The organism is Vibrio nitrifigilis (assembly GCF_015686695.1).
GTDB classification, from domain to species: Bacteria; Pseudomonadota; Gammaproteobacteria; order Enterobacterales; family Vibrionaceae; genus Vibrio; species Vibrio nitrifigilis.
In genome coordinates this window covers 1,369,767-1,396,237 of the sequence record NZ_JADPMR010000001.1, presented here as the reverse complement: position 1 = coordinate 1,396,237, position 26,471 = coordinate 1,369,767, and the positions used below count along the sequence as shown (strand labels likewise).

The window sequence follows — 26,471 nt, the reverse complement described above, 5'->3', positions numbered from 1 at the left end:
TTATGACCATTCCCCACTCATTACTCGACGAAGTCAAATCATGGCGCAGAGATTTTCACCGTCATCCAGAACTAGGGTTCGAGGAGCATCGTACCTCAGACCGCGTCGCTCAGTTATTATCAGAGTTTGGACTCGATGTTCATCGTGGTTTGGGTGGTACCGGTGTTGTTGGCACTTTACGTAATGGTGAAGGCCCAACGATTGGATTGCGTGCAGATATGGACGCCCTTCCCTTCACAGAGTTAGGCGATATTGCCCACAAATCCTGCCACTCTGGGGCGATGCATGCGTGCGGACATGATGGCCACACGGCAATATTATTAGGCGCGGCAAAAGTGTTATCCCAAACGAAATCATTTTCAGGGACAGTCCACTTTGTTTTTCAACCTGCAGAAGAAAATTTAGGTGGTGCCCTTAAGATGGTGGATGAAGGATTGTTTACCTTATTTCCAATGGATGCCATCTATGGCTTACATAACTGGCCGGGACGTCCTGTCGGTGAGGTAGCAATTAATGAGCGCGCTATGATGGCCTCGCTGGATACTTTTAAGATCACTTTAACTGGGAAAAGCTGTCATGCTGCGATTCCCAATGATGGTTATGATCCGATCGTTGCATCCGCTGAGCTCGTAACAGCATTGCAAACCATTGTGGCAAGACGCCTGTCACCTTTGGAATCTGCCGTGGTCAGTGTCACTAAAATACAGGGAGGAGAAGCCATCAACATTATCCCTGAAAAAGTGGTATTAGAAGGCACCTACCGTTGCCTCGACAACACGGTACGTCAAAAAGTGAAAACCTTGATTGGCGAGATAGCAGAACAAGTACCGACTGCTCACCGTGTTAGCTCAACTATTGAGTTTTTTGATGGCTACTCGGTTACCACGAATCACCCAAAACAAGCAGAGCAGATACGTGCTGCGGCCATCGATGCATTCGGCGCTGAGCGTGTCGCCTGGAATATTGCACCAAGCATGGCTTCGGAAGATTTTTCTTACATGTTGGAGCATTGTCCGGGGGCCTATTGCTGGCTTGGAGCAGATGGTTCTGATTCTGCTGTTCCTCTACACAATGCCTATTATGACTTTAATGATGAGCTACTTGAAACAGGGATTCTACTATGGAAAAACCTGATTGAACGCCTGCTCAAATAAACACCTATTTTTTAGTCATGTTTTTTTATACCGCCTGCTTTGGCGGTATTTTTTTACAAAAACACCCAATTAACAACATTTCTCATATAAAACGCTTATAACTACTCATATCAGTATGCCACCAAATGCGCATTTCTAACTGGTGTTGAATATCTGTCGCAATAATCATTCAATATTCGACGCAGATCACTTGGCATTACCACCGATTTTTATCACCTTATTTATTCCCGTAAAATGTTACAAATTTAATATAAACAATCACTTAATTAGATAACCAAACAGAAATAGCATTTTAATTAATTGAAATAAAAGGAATTTCAGTGTTGCCTTTTTGGTAACGATAAAGCAATTCTAATAGAACACTAACTATGCTGTAATAAAATCTCACAAAGGACTGTCACAGAATTATTGTTTACTCAAGGAGAGTAATGATGAATAACCATTATTCAATCAGAGCACTTTTAGATTGGCGCTTACACGTCATCGTGTTAGCTGCTACGGTTTTATCTGAACTTATTGGCATTAAAAGTATTCCTTTAGGCTCAGCAAAGTTACTATTTTTACCTCTTTTCTACTCTTTTTTACTCTGCTTGGTATTTAACCCTAATATCACTCGTTTCTCGGGTAAGTTAATCACTAAAAAACAAGCATCCATTGCAACATCGATTATCGGAATTGGTATTCTGCCGTTTATTGCTAAATTCGGCACATTAATCGGGCCAGCATTACCAAAAATTCTTGATTCAGGCGTTGCCATGATTCTGCAAGAAGCGGGGAATCTCGCAACCATGTTAATCGCTATGCCTGTAGCCGTGTTGCTATTTAAAATGGGCCGTGAATCTATTGGCGCAACATACTCCATTGCTCGCGAACCTAACATTGCGGTTATTTCAGATCGCTTCGGCTTGAAAAGTAGTGAAGGTGTTGGCGTGATGGGCGTGTACGTAATGGGCACTATGTTTGGCACCATCTATTTTGCACTTCTCTCTGGCTTTTTAGCGACAACGCATTGGTTTGATCCCCGCGCTCTTGCTATGGCCTGTGGCGTAGGCAGTGGTAGCATGACTGCCGCCTGTTCTGGCACCTTAGCAGCGGCCTACCCAACAATGAAAAACGATATTCTTGCCTTTGCGGGTGCAAGTAATTTACTGACTAACGCAACTGGGCTTTATGTGGCCATCTTCATCGCTCTACCATTCTCTGAATGGTATTACAAAAAATTAAGTGCTTTCAAAGCCAGTAAGACCGCCGTTAATAATGCTGTAGAAAGTGGAGAATAAGTCATGACAACACAAGAAATGGATCTTCGCTCTGAAGAAGAAAAAGTACTCGGTTTTAAAGAAAACATCATTTTGACTATCATCTTTTGCGGCATTGCATTAATGAGTAACTGGGCTGGCACTGGTCATAGTTTTTTTGATGCCCTACCCGGTATGCTCATCTTATTTGTAATGATTGTCATAGGCATGGGTTTAAAAGCTGTGATTCCCGGCCCAATTCCAACCGTTGCTTGGGTCTCTTTAGTCAGCGTCGTTTGCACGCTGCCTGGATTCCCAGGTTCTGAAACGATGTTGGCTCAATTAAAAGCACTGAGTTTCCTTTCTCTAGCGACCCCTGTACTTGCCTATGCCGCAATGGCAGTCACACATATGGAAGTGACATTATTTAAGCAATCAGGGATTAAGATTGCTATCGTCTCTTTACTCGTTTTTACTGGCACTTATGTGGGTTCAGCATTCGTCGCTCAGTCGTTTCTTTAATCGTTTTCAGTGAGCTAGCCCTTTTCTGGTCTAGCTCACCACTGCACTCTTGTTCCACTATTCCACTCAAATTTTAATCTCATCCTTCTTCATGTCTGAGCAATAAGTTTCTTGCAGTTACATTTGGTTACGTTTAAGTTATTAATCACTCGCTCTTTGGCTGCTTATTTGAAGGATGGAAACCATGACATTACCCAAGCGCACACTTCTCTCGACCGCTTTACTCTCAACCACGCTATGCAGCGCAGCAATGGCTGTTAATGCAAACGCAGCTGAAGCCAATCCTAATGACTTACTCAATGCAACACTTTGGATGCAAAATTCTGTGGAGTATAAGGCTAATGTGCAAGGTATGTTTCAATTAGCAACCATGCGTGCTGAAGCAGGATTACATGATAAAAATTGGTCCGCATTACCAGCTATGCAACCAGAGGGATTTGGTCAACTTCCACCAGCAATCATTGTCGACTGTGATGAAACCATGCTCGATAACAATGTCTATGAAGCTTATCTGATCAAATCAGGTAAAGGCTACAGCTCTAAAACTTGGTCGCAATATGTTCAAGATAAAGTCACAGGAGCAATGCCAGGCGCAGTCGAGTTTGCAAACTATGCACAGAAAAAAGGCATTACGATTTTTTACGTGACTAACCGTAAAAAAGAAAACGAGCAGGCGACGTTAGAAAACATGAAAGCACTAGGATTCCCAATGACTGGAGCTAAAGATGTTCTTCTTACTAAGGGCGAAAAACCTGATTGGACGTCGAATAAAACCACTCGCGACCAATTCGTAGCGGCTCATTATCGTGTGATTTTAATGTTGGGCGACAATTTGGGTGATTTCACCGATGCATCTGGTACACCAAAAGAACGTTTAGCCACTTATAAAGCAAACCAAGCGCACTGGGGTAAAGATTGGATTATGATGCCAAACCCAGAATATGGCTCATTTGAAAGTGCCGCGTTTGGTGGCAACTGGAGTTTAAGCACTGAGCAGCGTCGAGCAGAAAAAATCAGCGCCTTAAAAGCATGGCAGCCAAAATCATAATCGTGAAGTATTACTAACGTTTATCGGGTTTTAAAATGAAAAGCAGAGGATTTCCTCTGCTTTTTAGATCAATGACGAGCAGCACTTACGGCTTTACCTGCAATGTACAAAGTATGACCGTTGAATGTGACATGGTGTAAATCACCATGGAACTCACTGATATAACTATCAGCGGTTAATGTCCAACTACTTGAATCATCGAGAGTTACAGACAGTGACTTCGCCGACTCACCTTGCTGATTAATCGCTCCTTTATAGTGAGACGATGCAGTAATAGCCAATGTTAATTGTGAAATTCCATCAACATATATATTACCTGCCAAGCTTTGGTCGGTAAGATTTACTTTACAAACACCACCGTTTTGGCCTTGGGTTCCCCAGCCATTTTTATGATGATTGCCCGCGACTCTCAGCAATAATGAATTGGGAGCGAGGTTCACTTGCACACCATGCAAATTCACGACACTATCGGTGTTGGTGACATAGAACATATCGCCACTACGAGCAGTTAATTCACCACCATTCATAGTAAATTTGCTGGTGCCGTCTTGTGCATCTCCCGACATGCTTTGATATAACATAATGTTGCGTACAACATCATCTCCATCTTTACCTTGCGGATCACGCATCCGTCCGGTCAGTTTGGTGTTATTTAACGTGACAGAGTTAAACCCTTCAATCACCACAGCTTCAGAGTCATTTGATGTTAATGTCGCATTGTTAACGTGAATATCTGCGGTACTGTAAATCGCTGGAGCGCCCATGCTCCCTTGAGTTGTGTACTGCCCACCGTTAACAAACAGTTGACCGCCACCACGATCACTACGAATCGCCGCTTTTACCGTCGTATGAACATTAAGATTATCCGCATAAAGAACGCCACCACCCGCGACTTCTATACCACCAGCATTGCCACCCGATACCTGAACTTGAGTATTACGGATATGGACAATGGCATCACCGTATGCGAAAACACCATTAGCGCCTTCAGCATTCGCGACAATTCGACCACCATTAATATCCAAATTAGCATGGTCTTTAGCCAAAACCGCTGCATTTAAACCATAGAAGCTAGACCCTTCATTACTGGTCGCCCTCCCCTCGTTTTTAACGATTGTGACGCCATTTAATGTCGCACTGGTATTGCCTTGGGCACGGATAGTGTTTTCATCATCACGGGTTGAAATGTACTTTCCACCATCAATGCGTTCACCGTCAGACACGATATAAGCCGCAGTACCAAACTCCACTTTAGGCCCTCCAGGACGAAAACCTCCAGGTGGTGGTGGCATACCATTATCTGGACGAGGAGGCATCCCTTCTGGCGGTGGGCCAGGAGGAGGTCCCCCCTGAGGACCCATTACTAATGGCCCTACAACTGGGGTTAATACTCTCGCATCAATCATAGGTTGCCCATCTGGTCCAGGTGCACAGCCGGTTAACGAAGCCAACCCACACAATACAAACCATGATTTTTTCATCAATGTGCCTCTATTTGTTCGATATCTTTTCGCGAATTACTCACAGGAGCATCAAGCATTGTCGAAACTTCACTAACAAACAGCAATGATCTTCACATTCATTTACCTGAGCTTACTTTTATCGAAAACAGACATAAGGCAGGTATTGAAAGTCTGTTGACGTTTGGTGGTTGATAGTTATCCGAGATAAAAGCAGCACAAACATCAACAGCCTTTATACACAGCCACTAGTAATTGTGGGCTAATGCTAATTTATTGGCGCGCGCGGTATACCACTTAAATAATCCAGAAAGTACTAAGCCGCCAAGACAAAAGCCAATTCCGATCAGAAACGCACCTTTGTATGAATGGGTTGTTTCAAGTACTCGATGCATTATGGTTGGGCCGGTAAAGCCAGAGACAGCAAATCCAGCAAACAAAATACCAAAATTCACGCTGTTATTTTTGGCACCAAACTGATCGGCCGTTAAGCCTGGGAATACCCCCATAAACGCGCCAAAGCAAATACCAATAATAGAGATACCAAGATAGAAGATAACGGTATCACCAACGTCAGCTAAGTAGAGGCAATACAAACCAAGAATAGTCAGAAAACACCCTATAGCTAGCGTATTCACTCGCCCAATTTTGTCAGAAAGACTACCTGCGGCAATACGGCCAAACACATTAAATAGAGCCAATGTAGAAACAGCGCCAGTCGCCGCAACCGTCGACATACCAATCATCTTTTGTGCTAATGGTGCCGCGAGGGAAATACACATCAATCCAGCAATCGCGCCGCACATCAAAAGGCAGAACATCATGTAAAAAGTTGGCGTCATTAGCATTTGTTTCCAATCTTTATCATTAGCCGCAGCCGCTTTTCCCGCTTTATTAGGCGTCCAACCATCGGGAATAAAATCTTCCGGGCATTTATCGATAAAGAACGCACTGCCACACACAATAATCGTAAAAGCAGCACCAATAATCTTAAATGATGCCACCACGCCCATATGAGCCGTAATCGCTGCTGCGATAGGAGGAATAACCACAGAGCTAATGCCAAACAGCGCCGTAGTCAACCCACCGACTAAACCACGTTTATCGGGGAAAAACTTAATCGACGTACTGATCGTTGAGCCATACACCATACCAAGTCCAAGACCGAGAATGAGGCCATAATCGATCACCAATTGGTTAACGCTAGTGGCAAAGCCCGACAAAAACATTCCCCCACCAAACATCAAGCCACCAATTAAAATCACTAATTTAGGACCAAAAACATCATTAATTTTTCCGCCAGTAATCATCGTAATAGGACCGACTGAGTTCCCGACAATAAACACCACAGCCAAATCCGCTGGCGTGAGTTTGATGTGATTGAGTGCACTTAAATGTTCGGCCATAGGGGCGGCAAACACACTCCAAGCGTACATAGATCCAATACATAAATTAATAAAGCAGGCTGCGATCAGAATCGACCATCGTTTCTTCGAGTAATTCATCGTTCTTTTCCTGAGATGGTTAAAGAATAAGACTAGCGCGGTGACATGGTGCCACCCTTCCCTACATCAACCTTGGTGTAAGAATAAACATGTCAATACTGACATGTTTGCCCAGTTTTATTTTTGCTGCACATCACATTCGTTGTTGCAACATGCTGACTTTGCTATGATTTAATCGTCAAATAAAAAATAGAGATAACACGATGCGGGTGCTTAAGTACGCGATTCTAGGATTGCTCAACCGTCACGCGATGACTGGCTACGACATTACTAAAGAGTTTAATCATGATTTAGCCGAATTTTGGCATGCCAAGCATAGTCAGATTTATACAGAGTTGAAAAAGCTCTTTGAAGAAGGTCTGGTCACTTACGACATTACGATTTCAGGTGAAGTGCTTGAAAAGAAGCTTTATTCCATTACGGAGCAAGGTAAAGCAGACCTTATCGAATGGCTTAAAGACGATGCCCAAATTGGTAAAACGGCGAAAGATGTTTTTCGGGTTCGTATGTATTTTTGTGACTTTATCGATATGGATACTCGTATTGAACTACTGATTAGCCAAAGAAATCAGCATCAACAACGTTTAAATGAGCTCAATCAAACCAAGCGGCAATACACTGCTCGACCGGATAAGTACTCTCATCGCTTTGGTGATTATATGTTGTTAGAAGGAGCTATCATGCGTGAGCAAGGCTTAATTGATTGGTGCGAACGCTGCATTCAATACTGCCAAGAATAAACGCGCGCTGTGACACGTATAAAAATGGGGTCAACACTGTTAACCCCACTGACAGTAAAATGCTTTACCAGCAAGAATTAAGACATAAAACGCGCACGGAAAGATTTACCCTTCATTTTGCCGTTATTCAATTTGGATAGTGCGAGCTTAGCTTTTGCACGTTGCACCGCCACATGAGCCCAAATATCGTGGACCTGAATTTTACCGACATCGGCACCCGCAAGTTCTTTACCTGCAGTTAAAGCGCCAAGAATATCGCCAGGGCGCAATTTCTGCTTTTTACCCCCTTCGATACGAATACACGTCATCGCTGCTTTAGCAGGAAAAACATCACTAGCCACATCAGGTAATGTTGCCATCGATTGCGCACCAAAACGCTCTTCAAGTAAAGAGAGTTTATACTCATCTTTTGGTCCAACTAAACTCAGCGCGACGCCTTCAGCACCTGCGCGACCAGTACGCCCCATACGGTGAATATGAGTTTCGGTATCATGTGCCATATGGTAGTTAATCACTAAATCCAAGGCATCAATGTCTAACCCGCGCGCAGCAACATCAGTAGCAACCAATACGTTAATACATTTAAGCGCAAACAACGCTAACGCTTCATCACGTTCACGTTGATCGAGATCGCCATGAAGTGATTTAGCATCAAACCCTACATCACATAAATAATCCGCGAGTTCTTGAGCTTCTCGCTTGGTATTACAAAACACCACCGCACTTTCTGGCTGTTGCTGAAGCAACAAAGTTTGGGTAGCTTGTTCGCGATCAGCAGTATTTTCAACGGCATAAAAACTCTGTTGAATGTTCACTTTATCTTCGGTGGCTTCCACTTTAATCGTGACGGGTTCATTCATCATGCCACGAGCCATCTGAGCAATCGGCTCAGGGAAAGTCGCACTAAATAATAAGTTTTGGCGCTGAGTTGGCATGTAGCTAGAAATATCTTCTAAGGCTTGCGTAAAGCCCATTTCTAACATCCGGTCGGCTTCATCTAACACAAATTGCGTAAGATGATCCAAATTCAAACGCCCTTTTTCCAAATGATCTAAAACTCGACCCGGCGTTCCGACAATAATGTGCGCGCCATGTTCAAGTGATCCGATTTGAGGGCCAATGGCCACACCACCGCAAAGCGTTAGTATCTTAATGTTGTGAATACCACGTGCAAAACGGCGTAGCTCTTTGGCCACTTGGTCGGCCAATTCTCGAGTAGGACACAGCACTAATGACTGAACTCGAAAGCGCTTTACTTCAAGTTGGTTAAGTAAACCAAGACCAAACGCGGCAGTTTTACCTGAGCCAGTTTTAGCCTGTGCAAGCACGTCTTTGCCTTGCAAAATTTCTGGTAATGCCGCCGCTTGTATTGGCGTCATTGAAGAGAAACCCAGTTCCGAAAGTGTCTGAGTTAATGAAGGCTTAAGTTTAATAGCACTGAATGGTTGATTTGCTTGCAAAGTATTTCCTGTGGCCAATCTTGGCTCGTCAATCACAATGGCGTGATTGTAGCAGTTGTCAGGAAAACTGGGTATGGCTATCTGAGTGAACAAGCCTTTAGGGAAGAGAAAAATGAACACAGCCTATCGTGATTAGATAGGCTGTGCGTAATCCATTATGCCGTGGCGACTTTGGGGGCGTGATAAACCTGATATTCAGACCGCAATCCCATCACTAAACTGACACACATTAACAACAAGACGAACGTGAACGGTAAGCCAGTCACGACCACACCTGATTGCAAGGCTTGCAAGGATTGTTCACCACCAACCCACAACATGGTTGCAGCAATGGCACCTTCTAATGTTGCCCAAAAAACACGTTGTGGTAGCGGTGAATCGACCTTACCACCAGCTGTAATGCTATCAATCACCAACGAACCTGAATCGGAAGACGTAATGAAAAACACCAAAATCAAGAAGATTGAGAGGATTGACAAGACATTTCCCAGTGGCAGCTGATCGTAAATATAGAACAGTGTCAGACTAATATCTGTTAATCCGTTAGTGCCTAATTCTCCAACTTTGTTGACGATTTGATCTAACGCTAAACCACCAAAGACAGCCATCCATAACACAATGACTAAGGTTGGAAGAACCATAACAGCAATTAAAAACTCTCTAACGGTTCGGCCACGTGAAACCCGAGCGATAAAGGTACCAACAAATGGCGACCAAGAAATCCACCATGCCCAATAGAAGACAGTCCAAGCGTGCATCCAGTCTTTATCATCACGCCCAACGGTATTACTCAATGGAATGATATTTTCGATATAACCAGACACGGCCATCTTCAATGAGTCCCACGCGATACTGTGTGTGACAATAACCAGAAAGACAAACAGGGCGAAAGCAAAGTACATATTTATGTTACTCAATAGTTTAACGCCACCGTTAATGCCTCTTGCTACGGAACCAATAGTGATCAGTGTAACAACCGCAATTACTAATAACGACATCCCCAACCCGCCATGAGTACCAAATACATGGTTGATACCACTGGTCGCTTGCTGAGCACCAATACCCAAAGAAGTCACGAGACCAAACAGGGTTGCTAACACGGATAAAATATCAATGATATGTCCGAACCAACCCCACGCTCGATCACCCATTATGGGATAGAAAATCGAACGCATTGAGAGCGGTAAGCCTTTGTTAAAACAGAAGAATGCCAACCCTAATGCCACTAATGCAAAAATAGCCCAACCGTGAATACCCCAGTGAAAAATAGTCGTTGCTAAGGCCAACGGCTCCGTCGCGGGTGAATTAGGTGTCGCATTGAGGGGCATGTAATACCAATTGGTAAAATCTGCCGCGGGCTCGGCAACACTCCAAAATAACACGCCACTACCCATACCTGCGGCAAACAGCATGGAAATCCATGATTTGGTCGAGTGCTCTGGAACAGCATCCTTACCACCCAAGCGAATCTTACCAAAGGGAGAAAAAGTTAAGATCAAAGCAAAAATAAGAAAAAAGTTCGTTGACCACATAAAGAGATCATCGAATTGATTCATGATGCCATTTCGCACTTGGTCGATGGCAGCTTTAGCGGTGGCTGGATTGGTTGAAAGAACAGCAATGAGAAATGCGAGGATAAGACCAGAACTAATGAGAAATACAGGAGTATGAATATCAAACCCCCATTTTTTCGTATTGTCTTGGCCTACGTAATAATCGGTGGTTTCGATACTATATTTTTTTGATGCGTACTGCATGATAATTTTATTTAAAAAGCGCCTTATGAATGCGTCTGTCCGCCCTTGTAGGACAAGGAGTGTGCGGACACATTGACAAAATACTTAGAACTCGAATTGTTTGTTTCGCTAAATACTAACGGCACAAAGCTCACTTTCAATAACTTATTCTCATCATGTGAGAATAATCACAAAATAAAGCAACTTTTTTACAACAAAATTAATTTGAAATCGAAATATTTTATATATACAGCCTCGCTTATACACCTAGTGGAATATAGACATACCTTTAGTGTGGAATTTTGCCGCATCATCGCAACCAGCGTCCGATTTATAGAAGCTGAATCACCGTACAAACACAAACTATTTGATCGATTCTGGAGCAAACTCAAGTTTTTAGCACTGGATGAGCGTTGTTCAAATATTCATGCACGGTATATTTCTTTTCACAACTAAGGCTAGGAAATACTAATAATGAAAATCACTCACTCGATGCTTGTGCTGTCAGCTCTCGCACCCTCACTCGCATGGGCAGACGCTCAATCAACCCCACCGAAGGGGCAACCCTTCATAGGACAAATTTCAGATATCGATGTCAATCGCAGTACGATTTCCAGAAAAGGCGGAGGAATGAACCTCGTACGCGTAGAAAAAATTCGCTTTGAAGACCTGACAAGTTGTAACGAAATCTCAGCTAACGTCAACTGGGATTCATTGGGAATGAAAGCTGAAGAATATAAAACGTTCCTGCGTAAAACATGGGCACAAGCGAAAGACGGTGACTACTTCAAATTTACCACCACGGCCTGTGATCAATACCCGTATATGATCACCAAAATCGAACATTGTACGGCACAAATCTGTGGCGCTAAATACACTCACGATGACAGCATCATCTGGTTAAACTCATCACTCGAAAAAGACTACCGCTCCAACGGGTTAGTCGGTATCAAAACTCCCCTCACCTACGATAAACAGAAAAAACTATGGAAAGTCGTCGGTTACTACTCTAAAGGTGGCCGACTCAGTAACAGTAAAGCCATTGAGGGATACACCAATGATAAGGAATTAAATAAACTACGCTTTGTCGGTGAATTTAAGCAATATTTTCGTAATGGCAAATTACAAAAAGTGAGCCACTTCGATCTGATGGGCACACAAAATAAAGAGATGAAACTCTACTTTAAAACTGGGCAACTCCATCAAACCGCTTTCTATAAAAATGGGGAAGTCGATGGTCCCGTTGTCACCTACCATGCCAATGGCGTCATTGAAAGTCAGGAACACTACCACAATGGCAAACACGATGATGGCCTATGTAAACACTACGATGAGCACGGTAAACTCTCTCGGGTTCATACTTACAAAAATGGTTTCTATGAAGGGGACTACATCGACTATTACCCATCAGGTAAAGAAGAAACACATTCAATTTATAAAGATGGCCACCAGGTCAGTAAGTCGGAATACTATCCAACAGGCACGCTTAAATTTACGTTACGCTTTGATGGTAACAAAGAGATTCAAACGAATTACAACCAAAGAGGCAAACAAATTAAGCGCGACGTAATCATTCATCAGCCTCAGCGAGCTTACCAAGCAGCAAGAGACTATTGGTATGATGATGGCACCCATAAAATGAGTGTCACCTATGATGAGAAAGTACGCCGTGATGGCGAAGAAACGTATTGGTATCCAAATGGTAAGCTCAAGAAGAAAACCCATTTTGTGCACGGTGACGAACGCCTGATCCAAAACTGGAATAAAAACGGTCAACTGGTTGAAGAGCAATCTTACTTCAAAGGTAAAAAAGATGGCCGCCATCGTAAATGGGATCCAGCAACGGGCCAACTTATCTTTGAATCTCGCTATGAAAAAGGCAAACCAACGGCACCACGTAAGTACTTTGATCCAAAAACAGCGGATTTAATTAAAATCGAATACTTAAATGAGCGTGGCTACGCACTCAATACATTCGTAGATGGCCATGCTCCTGTGATCGAATATAAAAATAATAAAGTCGTGTTAGAGCAATGTGGCTCATATGCCGTTACCGATAAACAGAAAAAAGCCGCCAACAACAATGATGCGAATGCACAATATGCGCTTGGCGAGTTTTATGATCACTGCAATGCTATTGATGACATGTTAACTTGGTATCAAAAATCGGCAGATAATCACAATGATGAAGCGTTAAATGCACTGATCCGCGCTTACGATGGTTATGCGACTCGTTATAAACCCATCATTGATTATAAAAAGGCTTGGACATTAAAAGAACACGCAGCGAAACGTGGCATGCCTGACTACCTTGTCGAAGTTGGGTTTGATTATTTACCAAAAGATTTTGCTGAATCCATCTTCCGTGATTGGGAGCAAGAGGGCTATGTTAAACCCGATCCAGCCAAAGCACTGCAAATGCTGAGTAAAGCAGCCAATCTTGGCAATGAGCGCGCGCTGATTCTGACAGGGTTGATGTATCAATATGGTATTGGCGTTGAAGCGTCCAAACCAGAGGCGAAAAAATATTTCGTCATGCTAGATAAAAAATTACCTAAACTCGCTCAAAGACTCATTAGTGGGTTAGAATAATTCGATATTGATATTAAGTACCTAAAAGGCAAGCACAAGCTTGCCTTTTTTATTTCAACACAAACAAACACTAATTAAGCTTAATATTAATTAGTAAAATACATTTAACATCTCCTATCTCACTGAAATAATTCTGTTTCATTCTTCAGTTAAGATTTTTGTGATCATATTCATTGTATAGATAAAAACGCTATCCATAACACGAAAAGTAACGTTATATATACGCATACATTCTATAAAAATAATCACTAAAATCGTCAAATAACAACGCTTATTAAAATTAACGGTACACCAACATTTCAAGAAGCACTTATCACCTGCTATTGCAACTTGTTATTTAGGTATACCTAAAGTAAAGCTCTATCAAAAGGAAGACCAATGAATTGGCGCCAACTGTCTATTCGCAGCCGCATGTTTGTTGTAACAGGGTTATTGTTAATTATCTTCAGCTCAATATTTACTGTTAAACAAACAACAACGACGATCTCCCACGAACTCGACCAGCTTCGAGATGAGACACTCCCCACTTATTTACATGATCTATCGGCGCAAATAAGTGCTGAAATAAATCCATATATTACGGCTTCAGAGATGATGGCGAACAGCCCGTTTATCGAACGCTGGGTCGATGAAAAATTATCCGCTGACGACGAACAAACGGTGCAAAAAACCCTTCGCTCGATAAAAGAGAAAGTAGGAAGTGACAACACATTTTTGGCATTAGATGGCTCGAATGGCACTCAGTATATTCAATATGCCGATGAATACACTCGGATCCCCTTAGCAAAATATCCATTTAAAGATTTCTACAGTAATTTCTTAGCGACTAATAAAGAATATGAATTAAACATGGAACATTTTAAAACAGGATTTGTTCTATTTATTAATTACCGTAGCCAAAAAATTAACCCCAATACCAATAAACCTTATGTCGTTGCTGGATTGGGATTAAAAGTCGACCGCTTAATTAATATGGTCACTAAGCTTAAGATTGGCGAACATGGTCGAGGAATGATCGTTACGGAAAACGGAGAAATTCAAGCCAAACCTGATGAGCAGATACTCTCCGCTTTTAACAGTAACAACATCCAATCTTTACTTGGTAATAAGAATGCGGTGAATATCATCACCAAAGAAATTGACGGAAAAAGTTATTATTTAGGCTCTTTATGGGTTCCGACCCTTGGTCGTTATTTAGTGGTTGAAGTGCCTTATCAACAAATTACCGGCCCCGTCTATCAGCAGCTCTTGAGTATTATCTTATTTGTTGTTGTATTTGTTATTTTATCTCTGATAGCTCTCCATTTTGCTGTAGGCTCATTAACTAAGCCGCTGCAATCCATACTAGAAGAAGTGCATCAAACGGCTGAAGATCTTGACCTTAATCGGACTATTCAAACGAAAGATAAAGCAGAAATTGGACGGCTTGCCGATGCAATTAATTCATTATTGAATACATTAAAAAGCTCCATTCAGACGGTTAATCATGCAGTCAATGCCACCGACTCTTCAGTTACCTTACTCAATCAGCAATCGCGAGAACTGTTCCAAGCCGCGGCCGCTGAAGAACAGTCGGTAAAACATATATTCACTGCCACACAAGATATTACCCAGCAAAGTTTGCAAATGACGCAATTGGCTGATCAAGCTGGAAACTTATCTGAGCAAGGCAAGCATGATTTACAACGTGCGGACAGCGAAATTCAACATAGCTTGGTGTACCTTCGTGATCTCGGCAGTGAAATGCAAAGCAGTAAACAGCGCCTTGATGAACTGAATGGGCATATTGAACAAATACTATCGGTATTAAGTGTTATCACGTCGATTTCTGACCAAACCAATTTACTTGCCCTTAACGCTGCTATTGAAGCCGCTCGAGCGGGAGAACATGGCAGAGGATTTGCGGTGGTAGCCGATGAAGTACGCATGTTGTCACAACGCACTCATGATTCTACTGGTGAAATCCAGACTATTATTAGTCAATTACGCAGCTCTGCAAAAGAAGTAACACATTGCATTGTTACTGCCTGTGAAACGAGTGAAACAACGCTTGAAAGCCAAAACACGGTAGTCACAACTGTTGAACAACTGAATCAATTTATGGGCCAACTCTTTAGTTTGAACCAACAAGTCTCTCAACAAGCAGAGCTACAAAATGTTGCGGTTTCTGAAATTAATCAGCAGCTAGAGGAGTTAGGCGCGCAAAGCGATCAAACATCTCGCCTCTTTGATCTCAGTAAACAAGCTACTCATTCCATCAGTACGGAAATGGAAAACCTTAAACAGCAAGTGACACTGTTTAAAGGGGTATAACGTTTACCGTCAGTTGGTCACAAACGAGATCTCGATTAATCGTTGAGATGATAAAAAAGGTGCTGAACAGTCTCAGCACCTTTTTGTATTTATATCAGTGCAACATTAGAATCTAAAACGGTTAATGGCAGTATGTAATCGGCCCGATAATAAGCCCAGTTGCTCTGACGAATCTTGAATCTGTTGCATCGATTCAGTGGTTTGCTGACTCAAGGTATTGATTTGTTGAACACTACCCGATGCAGACTGTGCCGCCTCATTTTGATGGGTCGCAGATTGTGCAATTTGTTCATTAATCCCTCGAATAGCGGCAATACTATGATTAATATCACCAAAAGCGCCAGACACTAAATCGGACTTTTCAACACTTGTCTGAACGTGCTTTCTACCTTCGGTCATTGTTTTGAGCGCCGTTTGCGCATCTTGGTTAAACACCTCTAATATTTCACCGATTTCCGTGGCTGAAGACTGTGTTCGCCCTGCCAAAGAGCGCACTTCGTCGGCAACGACCGCAAATCCCCGACCATGCTCGCCTGCACGAGCGGCTTCGATGGCAGCATTGAGCGCCAATAAATTAGTCTGTTCTGTGATTTCACTAATAACACTGAGTACTGACATCACGTGACGGCTGGTCTCAGTGAGTTTCTCCATTGATGTCACACCACTCTCTATGCTACTGGCCAATTTAGATATGGCTTGCGCAGAATCATGCACCGTTTTTTGGCCGTTTTCTGCACTTGTGTAGGCTTCATTCGTTGCATCGAGAGCTTGCGAAGCTAGGCCAGAAGCCTGAGCGAAACTTTGACTAAGTTGCTCAACTGCTGAGGAAACTTGGATAGTCTCCTTCTCCTGAATCGTCATATTACTTCGGCTTTGATGCGCAACACTCACCGTGCCTTTTACCGCCTGACTTAACTCTTGCTCTACATCTGCGACAGAAGAAACCGTGCTTTGTAGCTGGCCAATAAAACGGTTAAACGTCTCAGATAAATCCACCGCCTCTTTAATTCCTGTTACCTCAATGCGGCGAGTTAAGTCCCCCTCCCCATCAGCGATGTCCTCTAATCCTTTCGATATCATCGCGATTGGACGAGTAATATAACGGGTAATTAAGGTCGATGAGACGATCAGAGCCACCAAAATAACAAGCGATACAGTAATACTGCTGCTCATCAATTTTGAAATGCTGGTATCAGCTTCAGCTGTAACCATGAGACTTTGCTTTTGGCTAGCATCGATTTCTTTACTCACTTCAATACGAACTTTTTCAGCAAAAGTCGCCAGTTCACTGCTCTGTGAAGTTAATTGCTCTTGTAATTCAATATATTGTTTTCGCACAGCTAATACTGAATTTGCCCCGCTAAACAATAAATCTTTAAGCTTATCTTTTTCACCACTCATTTCGTCAATCAGCGGCTTTAAACCTTTATCTTTATTTAACAGCTCACTGAGTTGGAGTGTCTTGTCGTTAATCAAAGCAATAATTGGAGCTGCGCTATTTTTTTCCAAACTGATCAAGCGTGACTGATCTGTTGCGTTTTGGATCGCAAAACTGATTGTTTCTAACCGCGTAATAGCCTGACTTAAGTCGGTGGCTGCAGAAATAACCTTATCGCTGTCTCCTTCTAAAACATCCATCACCTTTTTCGATCCATTTTGCCAATCAGAGATGGAGGAGTTTTCATTTAATTTACGAAATGTCCGTTCGACTCTTCGTGTTAATCGCTTTTGTTGTAATGACGTTTTCCCTAACAGTGCTCCAGCATCCTTGCGAATTTCATCCACAAGAGTCGATGTTTGCTCGGATAACTGCTCGATCTGTTGCTGATTGTTCAACACCGCTAGTTTTGTGTTGTATAACTTTTGGCTAGCAGAGAAAAACTGTTCGATAAGCGTATTTAGCTCAGTGTTCTGGGCACGAGGAATCGTGACATTGTAATTATCCATACCACCAAGCTCTTCTTTTGAATTAGCTGAAGAGATCTTTAAGGTGTTAGCCAAGAGCGTCGACGCCGCTTGGCTAACGTTATTCACCTGCTCAGACTGCTTAACGTTACTACTCATTACCCCGCTTAAAGTATTGGCAACATCTCCAAGCCAATACATCATTCCAGATACCACAAGTACCGATACAATTGCTCCAGCGGATAATGTAACAAGTAGCTGGCGAACAGAAAGTCTAAGCATAAAATTACCTCAAGAGGTCAAGAATTAACGCAACGTTGCCCAATCCAAAGGTTCATATTTGCCACCGCGGATGATGGTTGGCCAAACTTTGTGACTTGCTTGATGCTGAGAGGCACTGAAACTGATAGGTACATTGATACCAATGTCCAAATTTTTCAGTTTTTCCAACCCATCAATCACACCTTCTCTGGTCATTGATGGTGCATCGTTTAAACCAGCGACAAAAATTTTCGCTAGCAGATACCCTTCAAGTGACACAAAATCAGGAGAAGAATTCGGTTTGTATTTCGCCAGTGCTTTACGATATTCAGCGACCCCCGGAAGATCGGAATCAAAGTGAGGAACAACTTGGGTCACAATCACGCCTTCAGCATCATCACCCAGAGCCTTCATCAAAGGAATACTGCCAACGAAAGAGACGTTAAGGAAAATCATGTCATCAAAATCCTGCTTAGCCTGACGAATAAATTCCGCACAAGGCGCATAGGCTCCAACCATGATGATCGCTTTCGGTTCAACTTCGGCATCCAAAATGGTCCCTAACGCTTGTTCAACGTTGGTGGTATTGCGGGTATAACGACCATGCGCGAGTTTGTCGACATCATTAAATCCTTCGGCTTTTAACGCTTTTACTGCACCGTTATAGCCTGCGTCGCCATAACCATCATTTTGCGTAAAAAAGGCGATTTCTTCTGGTTTAATACCATTGGCAAGTAAGTTCTTCACCATAGCGGCTGTCTCTTCAGCGTAGCTAGCTCGGTAGTTAATAACGTATCGGTCTGGTGGTGTTTGACGTAATACCCCTGCCCCGGTATAAGCACCAAACAGCAGCGTTTTGTCTTTGTTAGCAATCGGCACGGTCACAATCGCTGTTGGTGTGCCCACATTACCCAGCACGGCTAATACATTATCTTTTTTTATCAAGGTTTCCATATTAGGCGCGGCTTTAGCAGGCTCATAGCCATCATCTAACGGAACAAACGTAATCTTATTCCCTTTTACACCACCTTGGGCATTCACTTCATCAAAGTAGGTTTCAATGCCGTCTTTCACTGCGATACCCAAGGCTGAAGCTGGACCCGTTAGCGCAGCAGACATCCCAACTTTAATTTCTGCGGCAAGTACCTGAGCTGAAGTACCGAGTACGACAGAGGCAATAAGCCCTGAAATTACGTGTTTTACACGAACCATATAGAAATTCCTTTGTCGATTAGATAGTTGTGGAAATGACAGCGATAATTATAGGAAGTGAAATAGCAGTAAGAGTAAGTATTAAGAAGTTACAACTTATCTTTTATCATTTATTTGAATAAACACACGAATGAATGTAACAAATATGTAAACACAAATTATTGTTATAATAAACTCAATACAAAACAGATTGTTAACAACATAAATATCATAAAACTTCACTTAACTGGTAAGTAAGCATCAGGTTGGACTTTATCAAGCAAAGTCATTATTTAGAACATAGACAAACCGCCCCCGTTATTGGGGGCAGCTTAATTTGATGTTAACTGGCAAACTAAGAGAAATCCTGTTCAGTAACAAATGCATATTCAAGTATCACTTGTCGGCCCGAACGTTCTGCTGTTTTTAAAGAAGGGAGATTTTCTGCTGCAATAGTACCGAGCAGCAAGGATTGCGGGTCATTGTCTGTAATTTGCTTGAGCAGTAACTTTTGTACTTCAGCGGCTAAATAATGTCCTCTATAACGAGGCACCACCACTTCCTCTTCTATCCACCAGCCAGGCAAAAATAACGTCGTTCCGGGCACACAACAGATTAACCCGGCTTTTTCACCGTTTGACATGATGATCCAGACATATCCGTGACTAATATAATCGGATAACACCTCTTCATCCGTTCGTTGTAGCGTTCCTCTTAAACGGGGAATATCGCGTAAAGCTTGGCTATGAGATTCTGATACCGCCCATAAACACCAAGTTAAATCGCTAGCGCTGGCTTGAACTAAAGAGGCTACGGCGTCTTCGTTCCCTTCATTCATGACTTGATCAATACCGGCTGCATAAAACCATCGTTGAATTTCACCAACCCCTTGAGGGTCGGGTTGGCGCAATATTCGCAATTTTTTCGCTTTTAGCGGCGCCCAATAACGTAATATTTCATTCACTGCATTTTGCGTGAGAGGACCATTACTCGCAACAATATCAACATACGGTTGAGTAATATCATCATCTTTAAATCGCGGCCCGGTGAGATAGCTAATTCCATCAATATCCATGATAACTTGATGAAAAAATGATTTAGGCAATTCTAATTGGTGATAGGGAAAGCGAGAAGCGAACTCAGGATCAGAGCAATAACTGACTTGCTGATTAATATAAGATTGCAAGTTTTCTTGTAAAACGGTAGTTGGCCATGGTAGGTCGGAAAACTGTTTAAGCATATAGTCGAGCATATTCATGTCTCTATTCAAGTGCCAAAAACGTTAAGCCATTGATTTTTATCTATGGTATTAAGTCTTTATACAACAAAACTCAAGCAAAGTCAGTGCCGAAAGTATCGACCTTTATCAATGTGTCTTGAATGAGAACATCCTAGATAAAATGGCCTGTGATTTGTCTGCGCAAAAAAAACAGCAGAATGATTGCTCACTCTGCTGTTACTGTATGTAGGCATCGAACCCAGTGAGAATCCCCTGCCTACGATCTTATTTTGTTGGTGTTGAATCAAACGAAGTAAGTGCCATTGGGCAACTTCCTTGCCCACGATGGCTATGTCCTTTCATTCCCATTTGTGAGCCATTCATTGCCATGCCGCCGTTTGAGCGCATTTGTTGCATCCACTGTTGGCGCAATTCGGGGTTATTTTGCATATTTTGGTGCCATTGTGCCATGGCTTGCGGGTTCTGTTTTAATGACTGCATGGTTTGATAATTGGGATTGTTACTGCTCATCATCGAATAACCATTTCCCATATTCCCCCAATGCGCATACGCTCCAACAGATAATGTTAAAGCACCAATAATTAACGCCACTTTAGTTAATGTTTTCATGTTCATTCTCCTGCTCGGTAACTGTGGTTATTACAGCACTCCGAAGAGAATAATGTGTGTCGTAAATCCCTTATTTTCTGACAAAGTATGACAACACTGTACTTTGACAAACTTTGTCACAAAGTGACCGTTTTAGCGCTGCTTCAATGGATGGCGCTAAGAGGCTTTACTTAGCCGCCAACCACGAATCCTACAAATCTCAAGCACAATATTTGACAAGACTGTTGTAGTTATCTTTGCCAATTTTCCATAAATCATCTTCCCAGTGAGTTGGGCTCAATTGTTCAGGGCTCCAAACACCATCATATCCAGTGGCTTTAACGGCCTTGATCCATGCAGGTACATCGACTTCCCCCTCTCCCGGTTGATAATCTCGCTGCACCCACTCATCCCATTTTTCATTTTGTTTCACTACTCTGCCATCGCAAAAATGAACACCATAAATTAGGTTTACGTCCATATTCGCAACTTCATCTGGAGTCGTCGCGCCCCCAGAGTGTAAGTGCCAAAAATCGATGACAAGACCAACATTGTCACGATCAACCCGGCGAATGATCTCTAACCCTTGGCTTAAGCTATTCAACTTAGTGAAAGCAACGACTTCAATTTGAAATTTAACCCCGTATTTTTTGCCAATATCGGCTATATCGCGAATATTTCTGACCAAAATGGAGGTGCGCTCACCTTCAGTTAAATCATCAAGTTCGTTAAGAGCCATTATTTGCACAACTGGACATTTTAACCGCTTAGCGGCTTGGCAGATTCGTTCTGCTTCGCGTAGCATTTGATCACGTTCACCATTTTTATATCGACCAATACGCTTCAACGCATTAATACAACTGATCTCAATATTATATTCATCCATTAATTGAATGAATTTATCAAAAGTTCCACCATTATCTAAATACCTAAATAAATGTTCCGGCAGAATTTCTAGTGCATCAAAACCACAATCTCTAGCAATTCGTAATTGAGTAGCTGCATTGCTATACCAAACTGACACCCCATGAAGCGCTTTTTTCATAATAAATCCTCGATATATTTAAATTAGACAAACGGCTATTTAAATACACTTACCTATTAATTATATTGATTGAAATATTTAGATCAAAAATATACATAATGAAAAATAATCACCGTTAAGACAGTCACATTATAAGCACAAAAACCAAAAAATGATTATTATCTAACCGCTCATTAAATTGTTTTCGTTTTGTTACTCAGATCACTACACCTTCAAATTTAAAACAAAATTACTATTAAATTATTAATTTTCAGTACTATATAAAAACAACATTATATTTAATATGTTGAATAAATGTTTTGTTTTAATTCGAACATCGAAGTAAAACAACTTAGATCTTCATCAAAGAAATAGAATAAAAATTCCTCTTTATTTATAAACGAACATTTTATTCCATAACAAAAGGAAAAGGTAAATATTCATCTATTAACTCAGATCACATTTATACCCACACAAAAAATATAGATATTAGTTTAAAAATAAGAACAAAAATATTAATTCCAATAACTTATACATATGTTATATAAGCAATACCCTACACGCTTAAATAATATTATGTTCTACAAAAGGATATAATCATGAACAGCGGAACAAAGCAGCATAACTTACTTTATGTTATTGCTATATGCACGGTTGCTGCATTAGGAGGTTTATTACAAGGTTATGATACATCGGTTATTTCCGGGGTTATTGAGCCACTAACAACACATTTTGCATTAACCTCATCACAAACAGGTTGGGCAGTGTCCAGTATTGTTATCGGATGCGTTTTGGGGGCTTATCTAGCAGGCAAACTTGCCGATCGTTATGGTCGCAGAATGGCTCTTACGATAACGGTATTCTTTATGCTTATTTCAATCGTAGGAATGGCACTTGCGACCAACTTCACTACCTTTATTATCTTTCGTATTGTAGGTGGATTTGGTATCGGATTATCATCCGTCGTCTCACCTATTTATATGACCGAAATCGCTCCTGCGGCTTATCGGGGTCGTGTTGTCACCATGAATATGATTTGTTTTGTGGGTGGACAAGTACTTGTTCTAGCGGTGAATTACTTAATCGTCAAAGGAGCGGATCACAGTTGGCTTACCGCCACAGGTTGGCGTTATATGCTTGGTTTTGGTCTTGTTCCTTGTGCCGCTTTCCTTATCTTTGTGGGATTTATTCCTGAATCTCCTCGCTGGAATGTGATGCAAGGGCGTAACGATGAAGCGCTGAAAACACTGGCGCGAATTTCGACTAAAGAGCATGCGGCACATGTCTTAGAAGAAATTAAAAAATCATTCGAAATCGATAAATTGGATCGGATGAATAAAAAACTTACCCAGAAAACACCACTTGGCCGTAACGCAAAAATCTTTATTTTAATCGCATCTTTAGTCGCTGCCTTTAACCAATTTACCGGCATCAACATCATTCAATATTTTGGTCCAACTTTACTGCGAAACGTCACCGACAGTATGGAACAAGCGATGTTTTTGGTTACTTGGCTCGCAGGTTTGCAATTTCTTGGCGTGCTCACTGGTATGGCACTCGTCGATAAAGTCGGCCGCAAAGTATTGTTGCTGATTGGCTCTTTCGGCACCTTCTTTTGTCTCGCCTTAACATTCGTCATTTTTTACCTAGGCATTAAAGGATATGTTTCAATTATTGGCCTACTAGGGTTCATGTTCATTTTCGGGATGACATGGTCGCAAATTGCTTGGACTGTCGTTGGTGAAATATTACCTAACCGCATCCGCGGTATCGGTATGGGGATTGCCTATGCCGCTATGTGGGGATCGAATTTCATTATTAGTCAGTTATTTCCGGTCATTAATAACAATGCTTGGCTACACCAAAAATTTAATGGTGGTTTTCCATTACTATTATTCTCCATGACGTGCCTGCTCTCATTATGGTTCGTGAAACGTTATATTCCTGAAACTAAAGGGATCCCACTAGAAGAAGTTGAAGACTTACTGACGGCACGTGTTGATCACAACTATGTGCCAATAAAAAGTCACGCCACTAAAGAAGCAACAAACTAAATGTTAAATAGGACTCAATTATCATGACGATTCATATTGCTAATGCCCCCTGCAGTTGGGGGGTGGACGATCCCAACAACCCTCATCTTCCGCCGTGGGATAAAGTGTTAAATGAAGCTCACCAAGCGGGATACAAAAGTATTGAATTAGGGCCGTGGAGTTATTTACCGACTAATACTAAAGTGCTCAGTGACGAATTAAATCAGCGCGACCTCTCTATCGTCGCAGGCACGATTTTTGATGATTTAGTCAGCGAAGATAATTTCGCCAACATTCTGGAGTTGACTCATAATATTTGCCGCAATTTGTCTCAAATCCCCACATCAGAACGGCTGCTCGGGTCCAACTATCCCGCCCCCTATTTGGTCATCATCGATTTTGGTCATAGTGAACGCGCACGTTATGCGGGCAATTCAAATAAGGCACCACGAATGAACAGCTATGATTGGAATAAAATGGTGCAACATATTAAGGAGATTAGCCAGCTCGCATGGCAAGAATATGGCGTAAGACCTGTGATCCATCCGCATGCAGGTGGATATAGAATTTGCAGATGAAATTGAACAGTTAGTGCAAGCGATTCCCTATGACATTGCAGGGCTATGTTTTGATACAGGACATCTTTACTACTCAGGTATGGATCCTATTGTGTGGTTAACTAAATACCTTGATCGCATCGACTATATCCATTTTAAAGACGTCAATGCAGCAATTCACAAAACAGTGATTAATCGAGAGTTAGACTTTTTCTCAGCTTGTGCCGAAGGGGTAATGTGCCCGATAGGTAAAGGGGCAATAGACTATCCCGCAATCCACAAATATTTAGTAGACGTTGACTACCAAGGTTGGATTACGATTGAACAAGAACGTGATCCCCTCAATGTTGACGGGAGTTTAGCCGACGTCACCGAAAGCCTGAACTACCTCAAGTCTGTCGGTTTTAGCCGATAACACTACAACAAGGGAAAGCCACGCGGAATAGCGCTAATTCGCGGCTTTCCCCTTCTATATCGCGTCAGAGCACATTACAGTTGGAAAATTTTCTATTTTTAAGCTTGTTTCCATTGATACTAACAAAGATTGAAACACATTTTTGGACAGAAATGAGCTAGGAATTGGATAGTAACTAGCTCATTTCAGATGAAATATATGAGAAACGTCAACGTCTAAACCGGTGGTCTATTTTACTCAACCACTACACTTTCTTTTACTGTGGTATTTGGTAGTAACAGTGTTACAACACTAGCAAATGTAAACACCAACATAATCCAAGCCATCGTCCAGGGTGTTCCATCATGAAAAAATGCCAATAAAAGAGTCGATACAATACCACTTCCATATTGCAGAGCGCCAATAACGGCTGAAGCAGAGCCTGCTAAAAATGGGGCGGAATCTAATGCAGCTGTTGTAGTATTAGCGGCGATGATCCCATTCATTGAAAAAAATAAAAAGATTGATAGTACAACAGCAATAACCCCTCCGATTTGTAACTTAACCACTAAAGCCAATACAGCTGCTGCTAGTAAAGAAACGAAAGCTGCCGCTTTTAGTAAGTATTTTAATGGGTATCGTAAAACAAGGCGCCGATTTATCATACTCATTGCCATAACTCCTAAAAGATTAAGTCCAAAGAGTAAACCAAAGTATTGTGGCGCTATTCCAAAATAGCTGATGTAAACAAATGGCGAGCCAGTCATATAAGCGTATGCAGCAACATAGAAGAATGTCAGACAAAGCGTATATTTCATGAAGGTTCGATTCTTCAGAAGTACTAGATAGTTATGAAATGCGTTTACAAAAGACAACGTGACTCTCTTCTCTTCAGGTAACGTTTCAGGTAATGCAAACAATGAGATAAACATGAACACACCGAGAACGATTAACATTCCGAAAATGACTTGCCAACGACTAAAACGAATTATCTGCCCTCCAATTAAAGGACCGACAATTGGCGCAACAGCCATAAAGAAAAATAGTGTTGAAAACATCTGTGCCGCCTTAATACGGCTAAAAGAATCTCGGATCATTGCCCTCGCAAGCATGGGACCGGTACAAGCACCAAATGCTTGAACAATTCGCCAAAGCACTATCTGCTCAATATTGATAGAGAACGCACATCCAGCAGAGCCTACGATAAACATAAACATACCGATGAAAAGAGGCAAACGACGCCCAAAAGAATCACTAATAGGTCCCCATATTAATTGAGCGATAGAAAATCCTATGAGAAACGCGGTAACGGTTAATTCAATGTCCCCATGCAGTTCTTTCTCCATCAATGGCATAGCGGGTAGATACAAATCAATAGATAAAGAGGCAAACGCCATCAGTATGCATAGGATTGCTAGAAAATGTGGTCTGGTTAACTTATCATTCATTACTTCTCTTACCCTCAACTCAACCGATGTAAATTTGTCTTAAGTCATACGACTAAGACGAA

General features: G+C 41.9%; 20 protein-coding genes. 10 read left to right on the top strand and 10 right to left on the bottom strand.

From position 1 onward, the window contains the following. The first annotated feature begins 2 nt into the window (after window positions 1-2). The 4 genes from I1A42_RS06250 to I1A42_RS06235 all read left to right on the top strand — a co-directional run bounded on the left by I1A42_RS06250 (window position 3) and on the right by I1A42_RS06235 (window position 3,962). Window positions 3-1,154, top strand: coding sequence for a M20 aminoacylase family protein (locus I1A42_RS06250; RefSeq protein WP_161156783.1), 1,152 nt, complete (start codon window positions 3-5; stop codon window positions 1,152-1,154). Between the two features lie 428 nt (window positions 1,155-1,582). Then, complete coding sequence (locus I1A42_RS06245) at window positions 1,583-2,434, top strand: DUF3100 domain-containing protein (protein ID WP_230389343.1); 852 nt, start codon at window positions 1,583-1,585, stop codon at window positions 2,432-2,434. A 3-nt stretch (window positions 2,435-2,437) separates the two neighbouring features. Beyond that, window positions 2,438-2,914 carry a hypothetical protein gene (locus I1A42_RS06240; RefSeq protein ID WP_230389342.1) on the top strand — a complete coding sequence of 159 codons (477 nt, stop codon included), beginning with the start codon at window positions 2,438-2,440 and terminating at the stop codon, window positions 2,912-2,914. A gap of 184 nt (window positions 2,915-3,098) precedes the next feature. Then, window positions 3,099-3,962 carry a 5'-nucleotidase, lipoprotein e(P4) family gene (locus I1A42_RS06235; RefSeq protein WP_161156781.1) on the top strand — a complete coding sequence of 288 codons (864 nt, stop codon included), beginning with the start codon at window positions 3,099-3,101 and terminating at the stop codon, window positions 3,960-3,962. 68 nt (window positions 3,963-4,030) lie between these two features. Here the strand turns inward: I1A42_RS06235 and I1A42_RS06230 are convergent, their stop codons facing one another. Continuing rightward, window positions 4,031-5,443, bottom strand: a complete 1,413-nt coding sequence (locus tag I1A42_RS06230; protein ID WP_196122934.1) for a hypothetical protein — start codon at window positions 5,441-5,443, stop codon at window positions 4,031-4,033. A 227-nt stretch (window positions 5,444-5,670) separates the two neighbouring features. Continuing rightward, a complete protein-coding gene (locus tag I1A42_RS06225) occupies window positions 5,671-6,927 on the bottom strand; it encodes an L-lactate MFS transporter (RefSeq protein WP_196122933.1) in 1,257 nt (418 codons plus the stop codon). 203 nt (window positions 6,928-7,130) lie between these two features. On the opposite strand from I1A42_RS06225, the gene I1A42_RS06220 reads away from it, so the two are divergent. Next, the gene (locus I1A42_RS06220) at window positions 7,131-7,667 is read left to right on the top strand and encodes a PadR family transcriptional regulator (protein WP_196122932.1); all 537 of its coding nucleotides are present in this window, start codon (window positions 7,131-7,133) and stop codon (window positions 7,665-7,667) included. Window positions 7,668-7,744: 77 nt separating this feature from the next. On the opposite strand, the gene dbpA is transcribed toward I1A42_RS06220, so the two are convergent. Together dbpA and I1A42_RS06210 are read right to left on the bottom strand one after the other, a co-directional pair. Then, entirely contained in the window at window positions 7,745-9,127 is a 1,383-nt protein-coding gene (gene dbpA, locus I1A42_RS06215; protein ID WP_230389341.1) for an ATP-dependent RNA helicase DbpA, read from the bottom strand. Window positions 9,128-9,282: 155 nt separating this feature from the next. After that, window positions 9,283-10,884 carry a BCCT family transporter gene (locus I1A42_RS06210; RefSeq protein ID WP_161156773.1) on the bottom strand — a complete coding sequence of 534 codons (1,602 nt, stop codon included), beginning with the start codon at window positions 10,882-10,884 and terminating at the stop codon, window positions 9,283-9,285. A gap of 453 nt (window positions 10,885-11,337) precedes the next feature. On the opposite strand from I1A42_RS06210, the gene I1A42_RS06205 reads away from it, so the two are divergent. Next, window positions 11,338-13,455: an SEL1-like repeat protein gene (locus tag I1A42_RS06205; protein WP_196122931.1), complete on the top strand. Its 2,118-nt coding sequence runs from the start codon at window positions 11,338-11,340 to the stop codon at window positions 13,453-13,455. Between the two features lie 378 nt (window positions 13,456-13,833). Further along, a complete protein-coding gene (locus tag I1A42_RS06200; protein WP_196122930.1) occupies window positions 13,834-15,768 on the top strand; it encodes a methyl-accepting chemotaxis protein in 1,935 nt (644 codons plus the stop codon). A 105-nt stretch (window positions 15,769-15,873) separates the two neighbouring features. Here I1A42_RS06200 and I1A42_RS06195 read toward each other — a convergent pair whose 3' ends face one another. The 5 genes from I1A42_RS06195 to I1A42_RS06175 all read right to left on the bottom strand — a co-directional run bounded on the left by I1A42_RS06195 (window position 15,874) and on the right by I1A42_RS06175 (window position 21,998). Next, on the bottom strand, window positions 15,874-17,955 hold the full coding sequence (locus tag I1A42_RS06195; RefSeq protein WP_161156767.1) for a methyl-accepting chemotaxis protein: 2,082 nt from the start codon (window positions 17,953-17,955) through the stop codon (window positions 15,874-15,876). Between the two features lie 24 nt (window positions 17,956-17,979). Continuing rightward, window positions 17,980-19,146, bottom strand: coding sequence for an ABC transporter substrate-binding protein (locus tag I1A42_RS06190; protein ID WP_202436471.1), 1,167 nt, complete (start codon window positions 19,144-19,146; stop codon window positions 17,980-17,982). Between the two features lie 334 nt (window positions 19,147-19,480). Then, window positions 19,481-20,377, bottom strand: coding sequence for a hypothetical protein (locus I1A42_RS06185; protein WP_196122929.1), 897 nt, complete (start codon window positions 20,375-20,377; stop codon window positions 19,481-19,483). Window positions 20,378-20,629: 252 nt separating this feature from the next. Next, on the bottom strand, window positions 20,630-20,974 hold the full coding sequence (locus tag I1A42_RS06180) for a hypothetical protein (RefSeq protein WP_196122928.1): 345 nt from the start codon (window positions 20,972-20,974) through the stop codon (window positions 20,630-20,632). Window positions 20,975-21,173: 199 nt separating this feature from the next. After that, entirely contained in the window at window positions 21,174-21,998 is an 825-nt protein-coding gene (locus I1A42_RS06175; protein ID WP_196122927.1) for a sugar phosphate isomerase/epimerase family protein, read from the bottom strand. Window positions 21,999-22,576: 578 nt separating this feature from the next. On the opposite strand from I1A42_RS06175, the gene I1A42_RS06170 reads away from it, so the two are divergent. The 3 genes from I1A42_RS06170 to I1A42_RS24655 are packed head-to-tail and all read left to right on the top strand — an operon-like array spanning window position 22,577 to window position 24,982. Next, window positions 22,577-24,031: a sugar porter family MFS transporter gene (locus I1A42_RS06170; RefSeq protein WP_161156756.1), complete on the top strand. Its 1,455-nt coding sequence runs from the start codon at window positions 22,577-22,579 to the stop codon at window positions 24,029-24,031. Between the two features lie 23 nt (window positions 24,032-24,054). Next, entirely contained in the window at window positions 24,055-24,588 is a 534-nt protein-coding gene (locus tag I1A42_RS24660) for a sugar phosphate isomerase/epimerase family protein (RefSeq protein WP_230389340.1), read from the top strand. Next, window positions 24,560-24,982: a TIM barrel protein gene (locus I1A42_RS24655; protein WP_230389339.1), complete on the top strand. Its 423-nt coding sequence runs from the start codon at window positions 24,560-24,562 to the stop codon at window positions 24,980-24,982. The genes I1A42_RS24660 and I1A42_RS24655 overlap by 29 nt, the downstream gene beginning before the upstream one ends. A gap of 233 nt (window positions 24,983-25,215) precedes the next feature. Here I1A42_RS24655 and I1A42_RS06160 read toward each other — a convergent pair whose 3' ends face one another. Further along, window positions 25,216-26,409 carry a multidrug effflux MFS transporter gene (locus I1A42_RS06160; protein ID WP_161156752.1) on the bottom strand — a complete coding sequence of 398 codons (1,194 nt, stop codon included), beginning with the start codon at window positions 26,407-26,409 and terminating at the stop codon, window positions 25,216-25,218. Between the last annotated feature and the right edge of the window lie 62 nt (window positions 26,410-26,471).